17 protein-coding genes are annotated in these 21,277 nt (G+C 43.3%); 12 read left to right on the top strand and 5 right to left on the bottom strand.

Translation table 11 applies throughout. The features are described from left to right. The first annotated feature begins 14 nt into the window (after positions 1-14). From ACO5E4_RS01420 to secF, 12 genes are all read left to right on the top strand, one after another. The gene (locus tag ACO5E4_RS01420; RefSeq protein WP_485861805.1) at positions 15-1,049 is read left to right on the top strand and encodes an ABC transporter substrate-binding protein; all 1,035 of its coding nucleotides are present in this window, start codon (positions 15-17) and stop codon (positions 1,047-1,049) included. A gap of 66 nt (positions 1,050-1,115) precedes the next feature. Continuing rightward, positions 1,116-3,173, top strand: a complete 2,058-nt coding sequence (locus ACO5E4_RS01415; protein WP_485861804.1) for an ABC transporter permease — start codon at positions 1,116-1,118, stop codon at positions 3,171-3,173. 16 nt (positions 3,174-3,189) lie between these two features. Then, positions 3,190-4,236, top strand: coding sequence for a ferric ABC transporter ATP-binding protein (gene fbpC, locus ACO5E4_RS01410; RefSeq protein WP_485861803.1), 1,047 nt, complete (start codon positions 3,190-3,192; stop codon positions 4,234-4,236). Positions 4,237-4,369: 133 nt separating this feature from the next. Next, positions 4,370-6,388: a YdgA family protein gene (locus tag ACO5E4_RS01405; protein ID WP_485861802.1), complete on the top strand. Its 2,019-nt coding sequence runs from the start codon at positions 4,370-4,372 to the stop codon at positions 6,386-6,388. A gap of 177 nt (positions 6,389-6,565) precedes the next feature. Continuing rightward, on the top strand, positions 6,566-7,954 hold the full coding sequence (gene trhP, locus ACO5E4_RS01400) for a prephenate-dependent tRNA uridine(34) hydroxylase TrhP (protein WP_485861801.1): 1,389 nt from the start codon (positions 6,566-6,568) through the stop codon (positions 7,952-7,954). 282 nt (positions 7,955-8,236) lie between these two features. Then, complete coding sequence (queA, locus tag ACO5E4_RS01395; RefSeq protein WP_048749838.1) at positions 8,237-9,328, top strand: tRNA preQ1(34) S-adenosylmethionine ribosyltransferase-isomerase QueA; 1,092 nt, start codon at positions 8,237-8,239, stop codon at positions 9,326-9,328. Between the two features lie 109 nt (positions 9,329-9,437). Beyond that, positions 9,438-10,589, top strand: coding sequence for a tRNA guanosine(34) transglycosylase Tgt (gene tgt / locus ACO5E4_RS01390; RefSeq protein WP_485861800.1), 1,152 nt, complete (start codon positions 9,438-9,440; stop codon positions 10,587-10,589). Between the two features lie 83 nt (positions 10,590-10,672). Then, a complete protein-coding gene (locus ACO5E4_RS01385) occupies positions 10,673-11,191 on the top strand; it encodes a hemerythrin domain-containing protein (protein WP_485861799.1) in 519 nt (172 codons plus the stop codon). A gap of 19 nt (positions 11,192-11,210) precedes the next feature. Beyond that, positions 11,211-11,432 (top strand): sulfurtransferase TusA family protein, encoded by a 222-nt coding sequence (locus tag ACO5E4_RS01380; RefSeq protein ID WP_485861798.1) that lies wholly within the window; start codon positions 11,211-11,213, stop codon positions 11,430-11,432. A gap of 162 nt (positions 11,433-11,594) precedes the next feature. Continuing rightward, positions 11,595-11,894, top strand: coding sequence for a preprotein translocase subunit YajC (yajC, locus tag ACO5E4_RS01375; protein ID WP_006718961.1), 300 nt, complete (start codon positions 11,595-11,597; stop codon positions 11,892-11,894). Between the two features lie 30 nt (positions 11,895-11,924). Further along, the gene (gene secD, locus ACO5E4_RS01370) at positions 11,925-13,775 is read left to right on the top strand and encodes a protein translocase subunit SecD (RefSeq protein WP_485861797.1); all 1,851 of its coding nucleotides are present in this window, start codon (positions 11,925-11,927) and stop codon (positions 13,773-13,775) included. A 17-nt stretch (positions 13,776-13,792) separates the two neighbouring features. Beyond that, positions 13,793-14,758, top strand: a complete 966-nt coding sequence (gene secF, locus ACO5E4_RS01365) for a protein translocase subunit SecF (RefSeq protein WP_048749823.1) — start codon at positions 13,793-13,795, stop codon at positions 14,756-14,758. 160 nt (positions 14,759-14,918) lie between these two features. On the opposite strand, the gene glyA is transcribed toward secF, so the two are convergent. The 5 genes from glyA to purH all read right to left on the bottom strand — a co-directional run bounded on the left by glyA (position 14,919) and on the right by purH (position 21,250). Next, positions 14,919-16,181 (bottom strand): serine hydroxymethyltransferase, encoded by a 1,263-nt coding sequence (glyA, locus tag ACO5E4_RS01360; protein WP_021616683.1) that lies wholly within the window; start codon positions 16,179-16,181, stop codon positions 14,919-14,921. Between the two features lie 115 nt (positions 16,182-16,296). Then, positions 16,297-16,866, bottom strand: a complete 570-nt coding sequence (locus ACO5E4_RS01355) for a hypothetical protein (protein ID WP_485861796.1) — start codon at positions 16,864-16,866, stop codon at positions 16,297-16,299. A 62-nt stretch (positions 16,867-16,928) separates the two neighbouring features. Continuing rightward, positions 16,929-18,152, bottom strand: coding sequence for a DUF711 family protein (locus ACO5E4_RS01350; RefSeq protein ID WP_485861795.1), 1,224 nt, complete (start codon positions 18,150-18,152; stop codon positions 16,929-16,931). A 24-nt stretch (positions 18,153-18,176) separates the two neighbouring features. Then, positions 18,177-19,466: a phosphoribosylamine--glycine ligase gene (gene purD / locus ACO5E4_RS01345; protein WP_485861794.1), complete on the bottom strand. Its 1,290-nt coding sequence runs from the start codon at positions 19,464-19,466 to the stop codon at positions 18,177-18,179. Between the two features lie 182 nt (positions 19,467-19,648). Beyond that, entirely contained in the window at positions 19,649-21,250 is a 1,602-nt protein-coding gene (gene purH, locus ACO5E4_RS01340) for a bifunctional phosphoribosylaminoimidazolecarboxamide formyltransferase/IMP cyclohydrolase (RefSeq protein ID WP_485861793.1), read from the bottom strand. Positions 21,251-21,277: the final 27 nt, after the last annotated feature.

Genomic DNA, 21,277 nt, shown 5'->3' with positions numbered 1-21,277 from the left:
ACAGGAGTGTTGAAATGAAACTCTCAAAAATTGCGGTAGCACTTTCAAGTGTGGTACTCGGAGGGATGTTATTCAGCAGCAATGCGGAAGCGAAAGGTCGCTTGGTGATTTATTGCAGTGCGCAAAACACCATGTGCGAGCAAGAAGCCATGGCATTCGAGAAAAAGTATGATGTAAAAACCAGTTTTATTCGTGGCGGCACAGGCACTATCTTAGCCAAAATCGATGCGGAAAAAGATAACCCGCAAGGCGATGTTTGGTATGGTGGCACCATGGATCCGCATTCCCAAGCGGGTGAAATGGGCTTGTTAGAGCCTTATAAATCACCAAATCTGCCACAAATTGTAGAGCAGTTCCGTGATCCGGCTAAAATGAAAGGTAACTATTCCTCCGCCATTTATCTTGGTGTATTAGGTTTTGGCGTAAACCCAGAACGCTTGAAAAAACTCAATTTGCCAACCCCGAAATGCTGGAAAGATTTAGCCGATCCAATGTATCGCAATGAAATTCAAGCAGCGGATCCGCAAAGCTCAGGAACCGGCTATACGCAATTAGCCACCTATATCCAACTTTGGGGTGAAGATGAAGCCTTCAACTACTTGAAAGCGTTAAACAAAAACGTGTCGCAATATACCAAATCCGGTAATACAGCCACCCGTAACACGGCGCGTGGTGAAACCGCAATCGGTATCGGCTTTTTACACGAATATTCCTTAGAAAAAGCCAAAGGTGCACCGGTTGAATTAGTGGTACCTTGCGAAGGTACAGGCTATGAAATTGGTGGAGTCAGCGTAATTAAAGGCGCACGCAATCTTGAAAATGCGAAACTTTTCGTAGATTGGGCGCTATCGAAAGAAGCGCAAGAATTAACATGGCAAAAAGGCGAAGCCTATTCCATTTTAACCAATACCACAGCGCAACAATCCCCTTATGCGTTGGATTTTAAATCGATTAACCTGATTAACTATGATTTTGACAAATACGGTGCCACTGACTTGCGTAAACGTTTAATCACGAAATGGGTTGATGATGTTAAACTAGCCAAATAAATTGTTGTTAAATAAAGAAGCAATGTCTATTGCATTGCTTCTCTATTTCTTCTTATGCGAGGTTGTATGAACGCAAATAAACTACCAATCACACATTCTGCGAATTTTTGGATAATTTTGTCCATTGTTGCATTTCTTGTTCTCCCTTCCCACGCCTTAGATTACGGCTTGTTTGACAGCACCGCCGATGAATTCTTTGATGCCATGGGTTGGTCGTCTTTTAACATTACCGCTTTTTGGTTCTTGCCGGTGATTTTATACGGTTTATTACCGTGGCTGAAATTATCCCCTAATACACAAGCCAAAGCGGAACTTTACTTATTAGTACTGGCTACATTATTTACCTTTATCAGCGCCAGCGTGCTGAAAATCAGCATGGGCTATTCGGTGATCGTTTTACTCATCGCTTTCACCGCACTTGCTACGCTCTCTTTGGCGAAGTTAAAGATTATGCAAGGCGACAAATTTATTATTGCCTCCTTGCTGTGCATTGTGTTGCTGATTTTCTTCTTTATCGTTTATCCGACATTGGCAATTTTTGTCTCCATGTTCTACGATGGAGAGACCTTTGCACCACAACAAGTGATGCGTATTTTGACACAAAGCTACATTGTGCGCGTTATCAGTAACTCCTTGTTCCTATCCGGCTTCGTGGGCATTGTTTCTACGGTGTTCGGCTTAGCATTTGCTCTTTACACTACACGAATTGCGCGCCGTACCGCATTTATCGGTAAAATCTTCTCTATTTTGCCGATTGTTACACCACCGTTTGTCGTTGGGTTAGGGGTTACCTTAATGTTGGGTCGCTCCGGTTATGTGACCGAATTTTTATCTACCTATTTCGGTTTCACCAACCACAACTGGTTATACGGTTTTAACGGTATCGCCATTGCACAGATTTTGGCATTTGCGCCAATTTCCTTCATGATTTTAGACGGCGCATTAAAATCTGTGCATCCATCTATTGAAGAAGCGTCTTATACTTTACGTGCCAACCGTTACCAAACTTTCTATAACATCATTTTCCCGTTACTGCGCCCAGCCTTGGCGAACTCGTTCCTCATCGTATTCATCCAATCGCTCGCAGACTTTAGTAACCCGTTGGTGTTGGGCGGTAGCTTCGATGTGATTGCAACGCAAATTTACTTCTACATTGCCGGTTCACAATTAGATTACGCCTCCGCCAGTACCCTTGGCTCCATGTTGTTAATCTTCTCCTTGGCGATTTTTATCATTCAATATTTATGGATTGGCAACCGCTCTTATGTGACTGTTTCCGGTAAATCTTATCGCGGCGATGTACAAGAACTCCCTACTGGCTTGAAATACACGATTATTTTCATGCTCGGCGCTTGGGTTATCTTCAATCTTGCTTTATACGGCAGTATTTTCTACGGAAGCTTCACCGTCAACTGGGGTGTGGACTATACCTTAACCTTGAAGAACTACGCCATGTTGTTCGGTCAAGGATTAAGTGACGGTGCGTGGCCTTCCTTAATTAATACCTTAATTTACGCCGGTATCGCGGCACCACTTACTGCCATTTTTGGTTTATTAATTGCCTATATTGTGGTGCGTAAAGACTTCCAAGGGAAAAAATCCCTTGAGTTCTTAACCATGCTTTGTTTTGCCGTACCGGGCACCGTGGCGGGGGTCTCTTACATTCTTGCCTTTAACAATGCGCCGATGTACATCACCGGTACCAGTATTATCGTGGTAATTTCCATGGTGATGCGTGACTTGCCAATCGGTATGCGTGCGGCGATTGCAGGCTTGGGACAACTCGATAAATCCCTAGACGAAGCCTCCCTTTCTCTGAAAGGTAGCTCATGGAAAACCCTGTGGTATATCGTGTTGCCATTATTAAAACCGGCCTTGCTTTCTGCCCTTGTCACCAGTTTCGTGCGTGCCATGACGACAGTGAGTGCAATCATCTTCTTGGTGACTGCGGATACCCGTGTAGCAACCGCATACATCCTAAACCGTGTCGAAGACGGTGAGTATGGGATTGCCATTGCATATGGCTCTATCTTAATCGTGGTGATGATGGCGATTATTTTATTCTTCGACTGGATTGTCGGTGACACCCGCATTTCCCGTTCCAAAGCGAAAAAAATGAATTAAGTTGTAGGTAAAAAATATGAGTAATGATTTCTTAGTATTAAAAAATGTCACAAAAGCCTTTGGCAAATCTGTGGTGATTGATAATTTGGATTTAACCATTAAACGTGGCACGATGGTGACGTTACTTGGGCCATCCGGTTGCGGTAAAACAACTATTTTGCGTTTGGTTGCCGGGCTTGAGAATCCAACTTCCGGACAAATTTTCATTGACGGTGAAGACGTAACCAAATCGTCCATTCAAAACCGCGATATTTGTATCGTGTTCCAATCCTATGCGTTGTTCCCTCACATGAGTATCGGTGATAATGTCGGCTACGGCTTACGCATGCAAAACGTGAGCAAGGAAGAGCGTAAACAACGCGTTAAAGAAGCCTTGGAATTGGTGGATTTGGCCGGATTTGAAGATCGTTATGTGGATCAAATCTCCGGTGGTCAACAACAACGTGTGGCGCTTGCTCGTGCGCTTGTTCTCAAGCCGAAAGTGTTACTGTTCGATGAGCCCTTAAGCAACCTCGATGCTAACTTACGTCGCGCAATGCGGGAAAAAATCCGTGAATTACAACAAAGCCTTGGCATCACGTCTCTATACGTGACCCACGACCAAACAGAAGCCTTTGCGGTATCCGACGAAGTTATCGTGATGAATAAAGGGAAAATCATGCAAAAAGCACCGGCAAAAGATCTGTATCAACGCCCGAACTCGTTATTCCTGGCTAACTTCATGGGCGAATCCAGTATTTTCCCGGCGAAATTGCAAGGGGATAGCGTTAACATTCATGGCTATGAGCTTACCTTAAATAATGCCGCTCAATTCAATTTACCGGACGGTGATTGTTTAGCAGGCGTTCGCCCGGAAGCCGTTTATCTCCATGAAACCGGCACAGAAGCGCAACGTTGCACCATTAAAAGTGCGGTGTATATGGGTAACCATTGGGAAGTGGTGGCGGTATGGCATGGTCAAGATTTGTTGATTAACTGCCGCCCGGAACAGTTCAACCCGGCATCGAAAGAAGCCTATGTGCATCTTTCCGAACAGGGGGTTTTCCTGTTAAAAAACCAATAAAAATCAAAAATAATTAAAATATTAACCGCACTTTATATTCAAGAGAGTAAAGTGCGGTTATCATTTATGATATTTTTAACGCTGGCGTTCCGTATCGCCATCGAAACAACCTTAACCTAAGCTTGAGAATCACATGAGTAAAAAAAGAAAAGTTACTTTAACCCTTGCTGCCATCCTTGTTGCACTGGGTGGGGGCGCGCAGTTTTATACCAATCAGCAAGTAGATCGGGTTTTGCAAAAATTCCCTTATTCTCTAGATAATCAACTCAGCCTCAATGTGACGGAAAGTGCCAAGAACTTTTTTAGTCGCGATCTTACCTTTAGTTTAGAAAATAATGATGGCCAAAAAACCAATATTATTTCTACCAAACTGACGGCGTTGCCTTTTTTTATTACAGCGGAATCCACACTTTCCGAACAATTGGTGCGTCAATTAAACAAAGATCTCAATATCACCATTGATAAAAATACCATTAACAGCAAATTTTCACCGGTAGGTGATTATCTACAATCAAACATACTCACCGACTTCCGTGATTTTACGAATAAAGCGCAAGCTCTTTCAATTACATTAGATTTTAATGCGGGTTCAAAAAACGTAGCGCTTAATGCCAACTTAAGCGGCTTTAACTATGATAAAAACAGCAAATTAGAACAAATTCATGCCCAGATTAAACTTGTGCCCGTTGGCGAAAACCAATACGACATTTCAACACTTGAACTCGATGCTAAACATGCCGAATGGGATTTGTTAAATGGAGAAAACACCAAAATCCAACTGAAAAACGCCCGTTATCAATTTGGTGTGAAAAAATCGGCTGATACAGATTTGCGCGATCTTTCCACGCAATTGAGTAGCGACACCTTACGCATTGCCAACAAAGAACGTACGACAGAAGAAAGCCAAACCGTGATTAACGGCATGATGCTCAATCTACAACAGCAAGGTGTAACAAGTGCGGTGGATTTTGCCAATGAATTTAAGAAACAGCTAAACGGTGAGCAAAACATTAAACATGTAGCCAATTTTCTAGCCGCCGTCCTCACGCAAAACCACACATTTAACGGAGCTCTTTCCGTTAAATCCGTGGATGCGCCTAAAAATCAAAAGCCTTACTTTAATTTAAATGAGGCAAAACTCAATTTAACGATGGCAAATGCAGATCTCACCAAAGCCAATCTGACGTTGCAATTAAATGCTGCCGGTATCAAACAGACGCCGGAAGATCAAAGCAAACAATGGGAAGCCAAAGGGGCTCAAATCGTCTATCGACTTGATGGCTATAACTTGGAAAACAAATTGGCATTTATTCCGCTCTATTTAGATGCCCTTTCCATCAAAAACGCCCCCAAAGAAGATAACAAGACCTTATTAAAGCTGAAGAAACAATGGGCAAACGCAATGGCTGGAGACAGCAATGCAGAAATCTCACTACAAGCATTTAATCATCAACATGTCTCTTTGGAAACATTAGCGTTAAAACATCAAGGCTCAGAGAAAGACAACCAATATCGTGGAAATTCCACGATTTCACTAAAAAAACTGACGTTGCCTGAAGCACAAGTGCAAATGGAAGATCTTGCGTTCAATCTACCGCTCACCGTAACTAATATTGCTCAATTTGCAGAAAATCAGTTTTGTTTCGGATTGACTGCACCATTGTGTTCAGCTTATTTCACACAGGAAACTACACAAAAACTCCTTGAAAATCAATGGAAAGCCCTAGACTTAACCAGTGACAACACAACCCTCACTTTCAATTTAAATACCTATCCAACCACAAAAGCCTATCCGGTGAGTATCCATCTTAAAGGCACGTTAAAAACAACTAAAGATAAACAGTCCATCGCAGACATGTTCATCGAAAATATGCAAAGCACAACCAATATTGTTCTAAGCAAAGGCCTCGCGGAGACTTCTGATGAAGAAAGTTTAAAAATCAAAAAAGCCTCCCCATTTTGGCAAGCCTTGTTGACTGAGCTCAAACCGGAAGAGCGACTATTTCCGATATTTATCGAAGAAGGCGATAACTACGTTCTGACACTAGAAAGGGACAATAACCGTTTTCTAATTAACGGAAAAACCGTAGAAGAACTTCTGAAGCAACATGAACTAATGATGGATTCTTCTCAACCGGAAAGTAAAGACTAAATACCATCACAAGAAAGTGGGCTACAGGCCCACTTTTTTATTCACATTCCGCTAAAAAACATTTTATTTTTCCACCGCACTTCTCCTTTACAAAAAGCAAAATCCGCCTAAAATACCCGTCTTTACGATTTGCCTTGCGCAAATTCCTGACTTGAAATCAGACCATAAGAGAAATTTATGACAACCCCATTTAAACCTGAATTACTCTCCCCTGCCGGCTCCTTAAAAAATATGCGTTATGCCTTTGCTTATGGCGCAGACGCCGTGTATGCCGGCCAACCCCGTTACAGTTTACGCGTACGCAATAATGAATTTAATCACGCTAATTTAAAAATCGGCATTGATGAAGCCCATGCGCTCGGCAAAAAGTTCTATGTCGTGGTGAACATTGCACCGCACAATTCCAAACTCAAAACCTTTATTAAAGATTTACAACCGGTTATCGACATGGGGCCGGATGCGCTGATCATGTCCGATCCCGGTTTGATTATGCTGGTACGCGAACACTTCCCTGACATTGATATTCACCTTTCCGTGCAAGCCAATGCGGTGAACTGGGCAACTGTGAAATTCTGGAAGCAAATGGGGTTGACCCGCGTGATTTTATCTCGCGAACTGTCTCTTGATGAAATCGCCGAAATCCGTCAACAAGTACCGGATATTGAACTCGAAATTTTCGTACACGGCGCACTTTGCATGGCGTATTCCGGCCGTTGTCTTCTTTCCGGCTATATCAACAAACGCGATCCAAACCAAGGCACCTGCACGAATGCCTGCCGCTGGGAATACAAAATGGAAGAAGGCAAAGTGGATGACGTAGGCAATATCGTGCCGAAATTCGACCCGAGCCAACAGATTGAGGTGAAAAATGTCGCGCCGACCTTGGGCGAAGGCGCGGTCACCGATAAAGTTTTCCTTTACACCGAAGCGCAAAATCCTAACGAGCAAATGACCGCCTTTGAAGATGAACATGGCACTTATTTCATGAACTCGAAAGATTTACGTGCCGTACAACATGTGGAAAAACTCACCGCACTTGGGGTACATTCCTTAAAAATCGAAGGTCGTACCAAATCCTTCTATTACTGCGCCCGTACAGCCCAAGTGTATCGCAAAGCCATTGACGATGCGGCCGCCGGCAAACCGTTTGATGAAAGCTTAATGGATACCTTAGAGTCCCTTGCCCACCGTGGTTATACCGAAGGTTTCCTACGTCGCCACACCCACGATGAATACCAAAATTATGACTACGGCTACTCCATTTCCGATCGTCAACAATTTGTCGGCGAATTCACCGGTAAACGTAATGAACTTGGCATGGCAGAAGTGGCAGTGAAGAATAAATTCTTGCTCGGCGATGAAGTGGAAATGATGACGCCACAAGGCAACATCGTGTTTAAAATCAACAAAATGCTCAACCGCAAAAATGTCGAGGTAGATGCTGCCTTGGGTGACGGGCATTTTGTCTTCTTAGACGTGCCGCAAGACATTCATTTGGACTATGCGTTGCTCATGCGAAATTTGGTTGATACCAACACGCGCAATCCGCACGAAAAGAAAAGTTAATTTATTGTTAAATAAATGTTGCATTATTAATTTGGAAGCATATAATGCAACTCGTACCCTAAAAAAAATATGACTCCAAATACTTTTAGCCCTTATCCCCTTGAAAGGGCTTTTTTTTGCCTTGAGAAAAATAAAACATAGATTAAAGGATGAATTAGTCCGTACAAATACTTTCTTCTACATATTCGCCAAAAGAAATTAGCGTGATTTCTTTTATTTCCTTGAGATTCTCCCCAATTCGCACTAGACTACCGCCCTCTTTTTCAAACCAGATATTCCATTATGCGTGTTGCTGATTTTTATTTTGATTTACCAGATGAGTTGATTGCCCGTTATCCCAAAACAGAACGAACTGCCAGCCGTTTATTGCAGTTGAATGGCGAAAACGGGGACATTTTCCACCGCACTTTTGCCGATGTGTTGGAATTGATTCATCCGGGCGATTTGATGATCTTCAATAATACCCGTGTTATTCCTGCGCGGATGTTCGGGCGCAAAATCAGTGGCGGAAAAATAGAAGTCTTGGTAGAACGCGTATTAAGCGAATCCCGTTTTCTTGCCCATGTTCGCGCCTCTAAAGCGCCGAAAGAAGGGGCTGAACTAATTTTAGGTGAAGATAAATTAGGCGAAGGCAACGGTGTAAAAGCCTTGATGGTTGGTCGCCAAGGCAGTTTATTTGAAATTGAAATCGCTGAAAAACAGACCGCACTTTTTGACGTTTTACAACAAATCGGGCATATGCCTTTGCCACCTTATATTGATCGTCCTGACGAAGAAGCGGATCAAGAGCGTTATCAAACCGTCTATAACAAAGTGCCGGGGGCGGTTGCCGCACCGACCGCCGGTTTACATTTTGATGATGAACTTCTAGCCAAACTCAAAGAGAAAGGCGTCAATTTCGCCTTTGTAACCTTGCATGTGGGCGCGGGAACGTTCCAACCGGTACGTGTTGAAAACATTGAAGATCATGTTATGCACGCAGAATACGTGGAAGTGTCTCAAGAGGTTTGCGATGCCATTCTAACCACTAAGAAAGCCGGTAAACGCGTGATTGCCGTGGGAACGACCTCCGTGCGATCCATTGAAAGTGCAGCATTAGCGGCGGAAGAAAAACAACGTGATGTGTTAATTGAGCCGTATTTTTCCGATACATCTATTTTCATTTATCCGGGCAAAAAATTCCGCGTGGTGGATTGTTTAATTACTAACTTCCATTTGCCGGAAAGCACATTGATTATGTTGGTTTCTGCTTTCGCAGGGTTTAGCCATACCATGGATGCGTATAAAAGTGCGGTAGAAAATCGCTATCGTTTTTTCAGTTATGGCGACGCCATGTTTATCAGCAAAAATCCGAATGTGAAGGGAATGGAATAGAAATTGACTTATTTAGGTTCTCCACCTAAAATCCTGCAACTCAAGCCTGTTACTCAGGCTTTTTTATTGACTAAAAACCTTCGAACTGTTTATTCGTTGAGGAAATTAAATGAAGTATGAATTAGATAAAACCAGTGGCAACGCCCGTCGTGGTCGCTTGGTATTTGAACGCCCACAAGGCACTTTTACCGTTGAAACTCCGGCGTTTATGCCGGTAGGCACTTATGGCACGGTAAAAGGCATGACACCGGAAGAAGTACGTGCGACCGGTGCAGAAATTCTCCTCGGTAACACGTTCCATTTATGGCTTCGTCCGGGGCAAGAAGTGATACGTAAACACGGCGATTTGCACGATTTTATGCAATGGCATCGCCCGATCCTTACCGATTCCGGTGGCTTCCAAGTGTTCAGTTTGGGCAAATTACGCAAAATTACCGAAGAAGGCGTGAAATTCCAAAACCCAATCAACGGCGAACGTATTTTCTTATCACCAGAAAAATCCATGGAAATCCAATATGATTTGGGTTCTGACATTGTGATGATTTTCGATGAATGTACGCCTTATCCGGCAACGTTTGACTACGCCAAAAAATCCATGGAAATGTCTTTACGTTGGGCACAACGCAGCCGCAACCGCTTTGATGAATTGGGCAACAAAAATGCCTTATTCGGCATTATCCAAGGCGGTACCTTTGAAGAATTACGCAAAGTGTCTCTGGAAGGCTTGGTGAACATCGGCTTCGACGGCTATGCCGTGGGTGGCTTGGCCGTAGGTGAACCGAAAGAAGATATGCACCGCATTTTAGAATACATTTGCCCGCAAATCCCTGCCGACAAACCACGCTATTTAATGGGCGTGGGCAAACCTGAAGACTTAGTGGAAGGCGTACGCCGCGGCATCGATATGTTCGACTGTGTCATGCCAACCCGTAATGCACGTAACGGTCATTTATTCGTCACCGACGGCATCGTGAAAATCCGCAACGCCAAATACAAAGACGATACCAGCCCGTTAGATCCGCACTGTGATTGCTACACCTGTAAGCATTACACTAAAGCCTATTTATATCATTTGGATAAATGCGGCGAAATCCTCGGGGCGCGCCTAAACACCATCCACAACTTGCGTTATTACCAGCGTTTAATGGCGGAAATCCGCCAAGCCATTGAAGACGATCGCTTCGATGATTTCGTGGTGGAATTTTATGCGAGAATCGGCAAGCCTGTTCCGCCGTTACAACTTGCAGAAACAGAAAAATAATCAGCTAAAAATCATCCGTAAAAAGTGCGGTGAAAAATTTACGTGTTTTTTCCACCGCACTTTCATCTCTCACAGGAGGCCCTATGCAAATCCTTGAACCTCAGAAATTCGCCAGTTGGAATGAACCCATTGAAATGCTGTATGCCTGCCATGGCAAAGTGAAACGTTTTTGTCGGCAATTGACGATTTTGCCTGATTATTTGGCAAAAAACGGTTGTAATCAGGCGGTGAAAAATGACGTTCAGCAAATTCTCAATTATTTCAATCAGTCAGCCCCGCTGCACCATGATGATGAAGAAAAAGATTTTTTCCCACTTTTGGTGAAATATGTGCCGGAAGCGCAAAAAGACATTGATGAATTAGAAAGACAGCACGTGACCTTGCATGATAACTGGGCAAAATTATCTGAACAGTTGCAAGCCTTGTTGACGGGCGATCGAGAAAATGTTGATGTGGCGTTGATCAACAATGTGGTCTCAGGTTACGACAAACATATCGCGTTGGAAGAGCCGTTATTTGAGCTGGGTAAACAACATTTGTCGGAATCGGAATTACGCGAAATCGGTGAGATCATGAGTGCTCGTCGTCGCGTACAAGCTTAAGCCATCGTTGATTTAAACTATGGAATATCAACTTGATACGCGTGAGTATCGTTGTCCTCTGCCGTTATTGATGACGAAAAATGCCGTCAAAACATTAGCCCCAAATGATGTATTGACGGTGTGGCTTGCTGCGGAAAGTGACATCGAAGATTTTCGTTTATTTTGCGAAGCACAGCAGTTGTCTTTTACCGTAATAAGTCAATCACAACGTACCATTAAAATCACCAAAATAAACAAGTAACCTCTCTATTTTCAGTCTTCAAAAGTGCGGTCGTTTTTGCCGTGATTTTTGCAATATCGTTTTCACATTTAAGCGAATTTATGGTATTTTAGCTACCGATTTTAATCAGTTTACGGACGCTCCACAGCGTCTTCTCTTTTCATTAACTAAAAGGAAATTTGAATGGAAGCTCAACAAGGCAGCCCAATGTCAATGTTATTTATTTTTATCATCTTCGGATTGATTTTCTATTTCATGATTTATCGTCCGCAAGCGAAAAGAAATAAAGAACACAAAAAATTAATGTCCGAATTAACCAAAGGCACCGAAGTATTAACTGCCGGCGGTATCATCGGTAAAATCACCAAAGTAGTTGAAAACAGCGACAGCATCGTTATCGCCTTAAACGACAGCACTGAAGTGACGATCAACCGCAACTACATCGCAGCGGTATTACCGAAAGGCACAATTAAAACCCTTTAATCTTACATTCCTCAAGGGAACAGGAAATCTATGTTAAATCGTTACCCTTTATGGAAGAATCTAATGGTGATCTTTTTGGTCGCCATTGGTATTTTATACGCTCTTCCAAATCTTTACGGTGAAGATCCTGCCGTACAAATCTCAGGAACTCGTGGCCAGGAAGCTAATTCCAGCGTGCTAAGCGAAGTTCAAACTGTCCTAAAAGAAAATAATCTGGCAACTAAATCCATCGTGTTAGAAAACGGCTCTATTCTTGTACGTTTTAACAATACCGATAACCAATTACTCGCCAAAGATAAAATCACTGAAAAATTAGGCAATAACTACTCTATCGCATTAAACCTTGCACCGGCAACACCAAAATGGCTAAGCAGTATTGGCGGCAATCCAATGAAATGGGGCTTGGATTTGCGTGGTGGGGTACGCTTCCTGATGGAAGTGGATATGAACTCTGCGCTCACCAAACGTCAAGAGCAATTACAAGATTCCTTACGTACCGAATTGCGCAAAGAGAAGTATCAATACAGCGCCATTAAGTCAGCAGAGAACTTCTCCACGATAGTCACGTTGGCGAATCCGGAACAGTTATATGATGTACAGCGTTATTTACGCAAACAGCATCCAACCCTAGACATTCGCGCGATTTCTGATAACACCCTGTCTTTAGCCTTATCTGATGCGGCATTAAATGAAGCCCGCGAAAGCGCGATTGAACAAAACTTAAGTATTTTGCGTAAACGTGTCACCGAACTAGGTGTAGCTGAAGCGGTAATTCAACGCCAAGGCGCAGAACGTATCGTGGTTGAATTGCCGGGGGTACAAGATACTGCCCGCGCAAAAGAAATTCTTGGTGCGACAGCGACTCTTGAATTCCGTTTAGTCAATGGTAATGCAAACTTAGAGGCAGCCGCTCGCGGCATGGTAACTTCTGATTCTGAAGTAAAATATGACAGAAACAATCGCCCTATCGTACTCTATAAACGTGCCGTATTAGGTGGTGAACACATTACCAACGCAAGTTCAGGCGTGGATCAAAATACCTCCAGACCGCAAGTGAGCGTCACCTTGGATAGCGAAGGTGGTGAAATCATGTCACAAACCACTCGAGCAAACATCCAAAAACCGATGGCAACGTTGTACGTAGAATATAAAGACAGCGGCAAAAAAGATGAAAATGGCAAAACCATTTTACAAAAACATGAAGAAGTCATTAACGTCGCCACCATTCAAGGTCGTTTCGGTAGTCAATTCCAAATTACCGGCATTGATTCTCCGGCAGAAGCACAAAATCTTGCGGTGTTGCTTCGTTCCGGTGCGTTAATTGCGCCGATTCAAATCGTGGAAGAACGCACAATTGGTCCGTCTCTTGGCGCACAAAACGTCGAACAAGGTTTGCAAGCAAGTTTCTGGGGCTTAATGATCGTTGTTGCCTTTATGGTCATTTACTACCGTAAATTCGGTCTTATCGCCAATGTCGCCTTAATTGCCAACATCGTTTTATTGGTCGGTTTAATGTCCTTATTACCGGGTGCCACGCTTACCATGCCGGGGATTGCCGGTATCGTGCTGGCTGTTGGGATGTCCGTGGATGCGAACGTGTTGATTTTTGAGCGGATTAAAGAAGAAATTCGCAATGGCCGTCCAATTCAACAAGCCATTAACGAAGGTTATAACGGTGCATTCAGTTCTATCTTTGATGCGAACTTAACCACCATTTTGACTGCGGTAGCACTCTACGCCGTGGGGACGGGGCCAATTAAAGGCTTCGCAATCACCTTATCTTTGGGGATTGCTATCTCAATGTTTACCGCAATCACCGGAACACGTGCAATCGTGAATTTCTTATACGGCGGCAAACGAATTGATAAATTATCAATTTAACGGTGAGGAAATATATTGTGAATTTAGAAAATAGAAGTCAGCCAATTAAAGAAATTCAAGGCATTAAACTCCCTTTCCGTTTAGTGGAATTCATGAAATTCCGTCTATGGGGCTACCTTGCTTCCGTTGTGATTATCGCGGTTTCGTTATTCTTTGTGTTTACCAAAGGTTTCAACTGGGGCTTAGATTTCACCGGTGGCGTGGTGGTAGATACCCACTTCTCCCAACCGGCAGATTTGGAGAAAATCCGTTCTACGTTGGTACAAAACGGCATTGAGAGTCCACTCGTGCAAACCACCGGTGGTGTGCGTGATGTGATGATTCGCCTACCGGCAACCGATGATGCACAAATCGGCGATCACGTCAAAAAAATGCTGAATACCTTGGATAGTGATATTCAAATTCGTTCCATTGAGTTTGTTGGGCCGAACGTCGGGGAAGAATTAACCCAAGGAGCTATTTACGCCACATTAGCCACCCTCATTATGCTATTGCTTTATGTGGGCATGCGTTTTGAATGGCGCTTAGCCACCGGCGGTGTGCTTTCTTTGGCGCACGACGTAATTGTTACCCTAGGGGCATTTTCTTACTTACAAATCGAAATGGATTTAACCTTTATTGCGGCGATCCTTTCCGTGGTAGGTTATTCGTTAAACGACAGTATCGTGGTGTTCGACCGTGTGCGTGAAAACTTCCGTAAAATCAGACGGATTTCCGCCATCGACATCATCGATATTTCCTTAACTCAAACCCTATCCCGTACCATTATGACATCGGTCACCACGTTGATTGTCGTTATCGCCCTCTTCATCTTCGGCGGTCCGACAATTCATAGCTTCTCGCTAGCCTTGCTCATCGGGATCGGATTCGGTACCTATTCTTCCATCTTCATTGCGATTGCTATCGCCTATGACTTAGGTTTAACCCGTGAACATATGGTTCAACCGAAAGTGAATAAAGATGATATTGAAGAGTTACCATAAAAATCACTAAAACAAAAAAGGTCGTTTTCTAACGACCTTTTTTATTTTCCATACTTATCGCATTTCTCCAATACATCAGAAAAATCTTTGATTTTTCGACCGCACTTTAAGCAATAAAAAAGCGGCGAAATTCGCCGCTTAAAGAGAAAAGCCTGAATAATTAGGCGTAAACCGGAAGGCGTTTACAGATTGCCAATACTTTTTCTTTTGTCGCCGCAATCACTTGTTCTTCATTGTCTTTACCGAGTGCATCTAACACATCACACATCCAGCCGGCAAGTTCACGACAATCTTGCTCGTTAAAACCACGACGGGTCACGGAAGGGGTTCCCACACGGATACCGGAAGTCACAAAGGGTTTTTGTGGGTCATTCGGTACAGAGTTTTTATTCACGGTAATGTTTGCTTTACCAAGTGCCGCATCCGCCGCTTTACCGGTTAAACCTTGTTGAACTAAATCCACTAAGAACAAGTGATTTTCGGTACTGTTTGAAACCACTTTATAACCGCGTTGTTTAAACACCTCCACCATGGCTTTTGCATTTTTCAATACATTTTGTTGGTAGATTTTGTATTCCGGCTCTAACGCTTCTTTGAAACATACCGCTTTTGCCGCAATGATATGAACTAATGGACCACCTTGACCTGCAGGGAAAACAGCAGATTGAAGTTTTTTATACATCTCTTCATCGCCGCTGGCAGATAAAATTAAACCACCACGTGGGCCACCTAAGGTTTTATGCGTTGTCGTGGTAACAACATGGGCATACGGAAGTGGATTCGGATAGACGCCCGCCGCAATTAAACCGGCAACGTGTGCCATATCCACGAATAAATAAGCGCCCACTTCATCTGCGATCTCACGCATTTTTTTCCAATCAACTACTTGAGAATAAGCAGAGAAACCGCCCACGATCATTTTTGGTTTCACTTCATGCGCTTGTTTACGCAACGCATCGTAGTCAATCAAACCATCATCAGTAATGCCATATTGTTCTGCATGATAGATTTTACCGGAGAAGCTCACGGAAGCACCGTGGGTTAAGTGACCACCATGTGCCAAGCTCATGCCTAAAATGGTGTCGCCCGGATTCAATAATGCCATATAAACGGCCGCATTCGCTTGTGAACCGGAGTGCGGTTGCACGTTCACATAATCTGCGCCAAATAATTCTTTCGCGCGATCAATCGCCAACTGTTCCACAATGTCAGCGTACTCACAACCACCATAATAGCGTTTGCCGGGATAGCCTTCCGCATATTTATTGGTGAATTGAGAACCTTGCGCTTGCATTACGCGCGGGCTGGCATAGTTTTCAGAAGCGATTAATTCAATATGTTCTTCTTGACGACGATTCTCATCTTGAATGGCTTGCCATAAAACCGGATCGTAATCAGCGATGTTCATGCTCTTTTTAAACATTGTGTTTTCCTCTTTGTTTGAATTATTTGTGTATAGTTTATCTGTTTCCAAGTAAAAACTTAATCAAAAATTTCGATCATATTTTTCATTATTACAATGAAAAACATTCATTTATCTAAATCGGGCTTTTTTCTTTCACTAATGTCTCAATTAGTTTAACTTCTTTTGTTTTCTCGCCAGCACCAAGTTTACGGCATTGGCTGGTTTCTTTCGTATAAGTATTAAAACTAGTCATCCTTGTTGGACTTTTCATTTTAATCTTCATGTCTAGATGATCACCACAGTTGCTACAAGGTGAAACAAATTCCTTATCTAATTCTTTAAATTCTGGAGATTGTTCAATAATTTTCGTAACTAGTGGTGAATGGGCGGTTTTAAATAGACGATCGGTAAAATCATAACTTAACTTACCATCACTCACCTGCCATTTAGCTTTTGCTTGCAATAAATAGCGCATCCAACCTTCTTTTGTATCAATCTGTGAAATGCCGCGTAGAAGCACAGTTTGATCCGGTCGATAAGTGACGTAATCAAAATGCTCAACAGGTAAAGGGGATTTGGCTGCAGGTTTTACATGACAAATCCAATCGCCGACTAAGGCTTGTTCTTGTTCAGTTTGCTGATGAGCTACCGTACACCCTGAGAATAATACAGCAACAAGACCACCCAATATTAATTTTCTCATGAGATGCTCCTTTTATTGACAGTAGAGATAACATTCATCAATACAAAGTAGGGAAAATTTTTTTAATCCGGAATATGTAAAAGGCGGCAGTTACATAAATCATCACTCTCAAATTCGGATATTTCACCTGCAATCTTATTCGGAATGGGGAATAAACGCACAGTTAGCGGTTTATTTAAGCGAAATGCCATCGTTCCCGTATCACGCATAATAGCGGTGATGCTTTCAGCCTTAGCATTTCCCGCCACAGGAACCGTATCTAAACCGATACCACATACGGCGCTATAAGTTAGTAAAGCGCGAATATCAAAATAGTGTTTTTGTGTCCCTTCGGCTAAACCTAAATCTTCTGTCACCGCCAACATTAATCCAGAAAATCCAACCAATGGTACACGCTGGATTGATTTAAAGACTTTTGTCAGTAAAGCAGAAACCTCTACTGAACCAGCCGCACCAAAATAGGGCAATCCCATTAATTCATACACTTTTGTCATGGATGAACAATTTTTTGATGGTGCTGCCGAACTATCAATACCTGCAAATTCAAATTCACCTGATAATTTGACCGCACTTAACATCTCTAATACTTGATCTACATGATATTGCAGCGCTTGCGACATTGCTCGATAACAATCCGCATAAAATTTATTATGAGGCGATTTTGGTACAGATTTTAATACTTCGACTAATAAATCGGGTGTTTCTAAACCAATGACAAAACTATTTGGTAAATGACTTAGATGATAACCGGCGGGGAAATAAGGAATAAATGGCTTGCAATTAAAATTCACAGTAAAGTTAAAATTACCTTCGCCACGTGGAGTGATATTTGCAATTCGTTGTACTGCATAAACAGATTGTTCAATAAGTTCATTATCTAACACGCCATTTTCATCTAATGGTACATTAACACAGGCATTACACAAGTCACCATAAGCTGCGATTAACTCTGGCAATAACGCAATTTCCTCTTTATTTCTCGCCGCGCCTATCGCAAATCGAAGGCGAATTCCACTTTCATTAAATTTATTCAGTAACTCCGTTAAATACTGCAAATCTGCTTTTGCCGTCTGCAAATTGGTTAAATCCAAATATTCACCAAAGGGATTGGTAATCACTCGAATCGATTGCAAGGTATAACCTACTTTCTGCACAGCTGGCAATAACAAATCCACATCACGTTTGACTGAATAAAGGGCGTCTTCCCATTGAGCTTTATTTTTATGTAACGTTAGAAAAAAACTTATGGTACGAAGACGACATAATTCTTTATTTTTATAATCCATTCGATCCCTTAACATGAAATGTAGTTATTTTTGCTGCTCACGAGCCACGGCGCGGTAGCCGATATCACGGCGATAAAAACGACCGTTCCATTGAATTTGTTCAGCCAGTTTCAGCGCTTTTTGTTGTGCCTCAAATACGCTTTCACCTAATGCCGTAGCACAAAGCACGCGGCCGCCATTGGTGACTAACTTGCCCGCTTTCACTTCTACGCCCGCCAAGAAAACTTTCTCATTTTCGACCTCACTTTGAGGCAAACCGCTGATTTCATCGCCTTTACGATAATCCCCCGGATAGCCTTCTGCGGCTAAGACGATACCCAAAGAAGCCTTCGGATTCCATTGGGATTTCACTTCGTCCAATTTGCCATCACAGGCTTTAAGACAAAGCTCCACCAAATCCGATTCCAAACGTAACATAATCGGTTGGGTTTCTGGATCACCGAAACGGCAGTTAAATTCGATCACTTTCGGCTGGCCATTTGGCATGATCATCAAACCGGCATACAAGAAACCGGTGTAAACATTGCCCTCTGCCGCCATGCCGTTGACCGTTGGATAGATCACTTCACGCATTACCCGCGCATGAATTTCAGGTGTCACCACTGGCGCAGGGGAATAGGCCCCCATGCCGCCAGTGTTCAAGCCGGTGTCTTTTTCGCCCACACGTTTGTGGTCTTGACTGGTCGCCATAGCCTCGACATTTTTGCCGTCCACCATGACGATAAAACTCGCTTCTTCGCCATCTAAAAATTCTTCAATGACCACCCGACTGCCGGCTTCACCAAAGGCATTGCCGGAAAGCATATCGCGCACTGCCTCTTCCGCTTCTTGCAACGTCATCGCCACAATCACGCCTTTGCCTGCCGCCAAACCATCCGCTTTAACGACAATGGGCGCGCCTTTTTCACGCAAGTAAGCCAATGCCGGTTCGACTTCGGTGAAGTTTTGATATTCCGCGGTTGGGATTTTATGACGGGCTAAGAAATCTTTAGTAAAGGCTTTGGAACCTTCCAATTGCGCCGCGGCTTGCGTTGGTCCGAAAATGTTTAAATCAGCTGCACGAAATGCATCCACCACGCCAATCACAAGTGGTGCTTCTGGCCCTACAATCGTTAAACCAATGTGGTTATCTTGGGCAAATTTAACCAACGCAGGAATATCCGTTGCAGCGATATTCACGTTTTCAACCTTTTGTTCTAACGCCGTCCCTGCATTGCCCGGTGCAACGAAAATTTTATCCGCTAATGGAGATTGCGCCGCTTTCCAAGCCAGAGCGTGTTCACGACCGCCATTTCCGATGATGAGGATGTTCATGTTGTAGTCCTTGTGTCTTTTTGAATTTAATCCCCTCTTTAGCAAAGAGGGGTAGGGGAGATTTGGCAGAAGTTATTTTAACCTCATAGTACATTTAGTATCGTTGAAATCTCCCCCTCGCCCCCTCTTTACGAAAGAGGGGGAATAAGTAAGTCGCTCATTGAGCGAAGTTGCTGCATAAATTAATGTCTAAAATGCCGCATTCCGGTCAATACCATCACCATATTATGCTCATCTGCCGCGTCAATCACTTCCTGATCACGCATTGAACCGCCCGGATGAATGACACATTGAATGCCCACTTTCGCCGCCGCATCAATGCCATCACGGAATGGGAAGAACGCATCGGATGCCATCACACAACCGGCTACTTCCAAGCCTTCATCTTGCGCTTTAATACCGGCGATTTTGGCCGAATACACGCGGCTCATTTGGCCCGCACCAATACCAATAGTTTGGTTATCTTTGGCATAAACAATGGCATTCGATTTCACAAATTTCGCCACTTTCCAGCAGAATAATAAATCTTTCAATTCTTGTTCGGTCGGTTGACGTTTGCTGACCACTTTTAAATCATCCAAGCCCACCATGCCTAAATCCGCATCTTGCACTAACAAGCCACCGTTCACGCGTTTGAAATCTAAACGTTGGGTACGGGCTTGCCATTCTCCACATTCAAGCAAACGGACATTTTTCTTACGTTTCACCACTTCAACGGCTTCTGTAGACACTTTCGGTGCGATAATCACTTCCACAAATTGACGTTCGACAATTTCATTTGCGGTTTTTTCGTCTAATTCACGGTTAAACGCAATGATGCCACCAAAGGCTGAAGTTGGGTCTGTTTGATAGGCGCGATTGTAGGCCTCTAAAATGTCTTTGCCTAAAGCCACCCCACACGGATTGGCGTGTTTCACAATCACGCAGGCCGGCTCATCAAATTCTTTCACGCATTCTAGCGCAGCATCGGTATCGGCAATATTATTGTAAGATAAGGCTTTACCTTGTAGTTGGTTTGCCGTCGCCACACTCGCTTCTTTTACATTGATATCCACATAAAACGCGGCATTTTGATGAGCATTTTCGCCGTAACGCATGGTTTGTTTACGCACGAAATTCAAATTTAAAGTCCGTGGAAATTGACCGCACTTCGCCTCCGCATCTTCTTCAGCAGCAACATGATAAGGTTTCACCAACTGACCGAAATAGTTCGCGATCATGGAATCGTATTGGGCAGTGTGTTCAAATGCTTTGATAGCAAGATCAAAACGGGTTTCTAGGGTTAAGCTGTTTTGATGTTGATCCATTTCGGCAAGAATGGCATCAAAATCCTGATTGTTCACAACAATCGCCACATCTTTATGGTTTTTCGCCGCAGAACGCACCATGGTTGGGCCGCCGATATCAATATTTTCCACGGCATCTTCTAACATGCAATTTGGTTTTGCCACGGTTGCGGCGAAAGGATATAAATTCACCACCACCATATCAATGCCTTCAATGCCGTGTTGCTGCATGATCGCATCATCCGTACCACGACGACCTAAAATCCCACCGTGCACTTTTGGGTGTAAGGTTTTCACGCGACCGTCCATCATTTCCGGAAAACCGGTGTAATCGGACACTTCGGTTACCGGCAAGCCGTTTTGTTCTAACAGTTTTGCCGTACCGCCGGTAGAAAGCAGCTTAACACCGCGTTTTACGAGGCCTTGGGCGAATTCCACAATACCGGATTTATCGGACACGCTAAGCAATGCTTGGCGAATGGGACGAGTTGATTGCATGAATAATTTCCTTTGATTTATGAAGTA

The organism is Aggregatibacter sp., assembly GCF_057314075.1.
The sequence above is the reverse complement of the archived record's forward strand: the minus strand, read 5'-3'. Positions and strand labels throughout refer to the sequence as shown.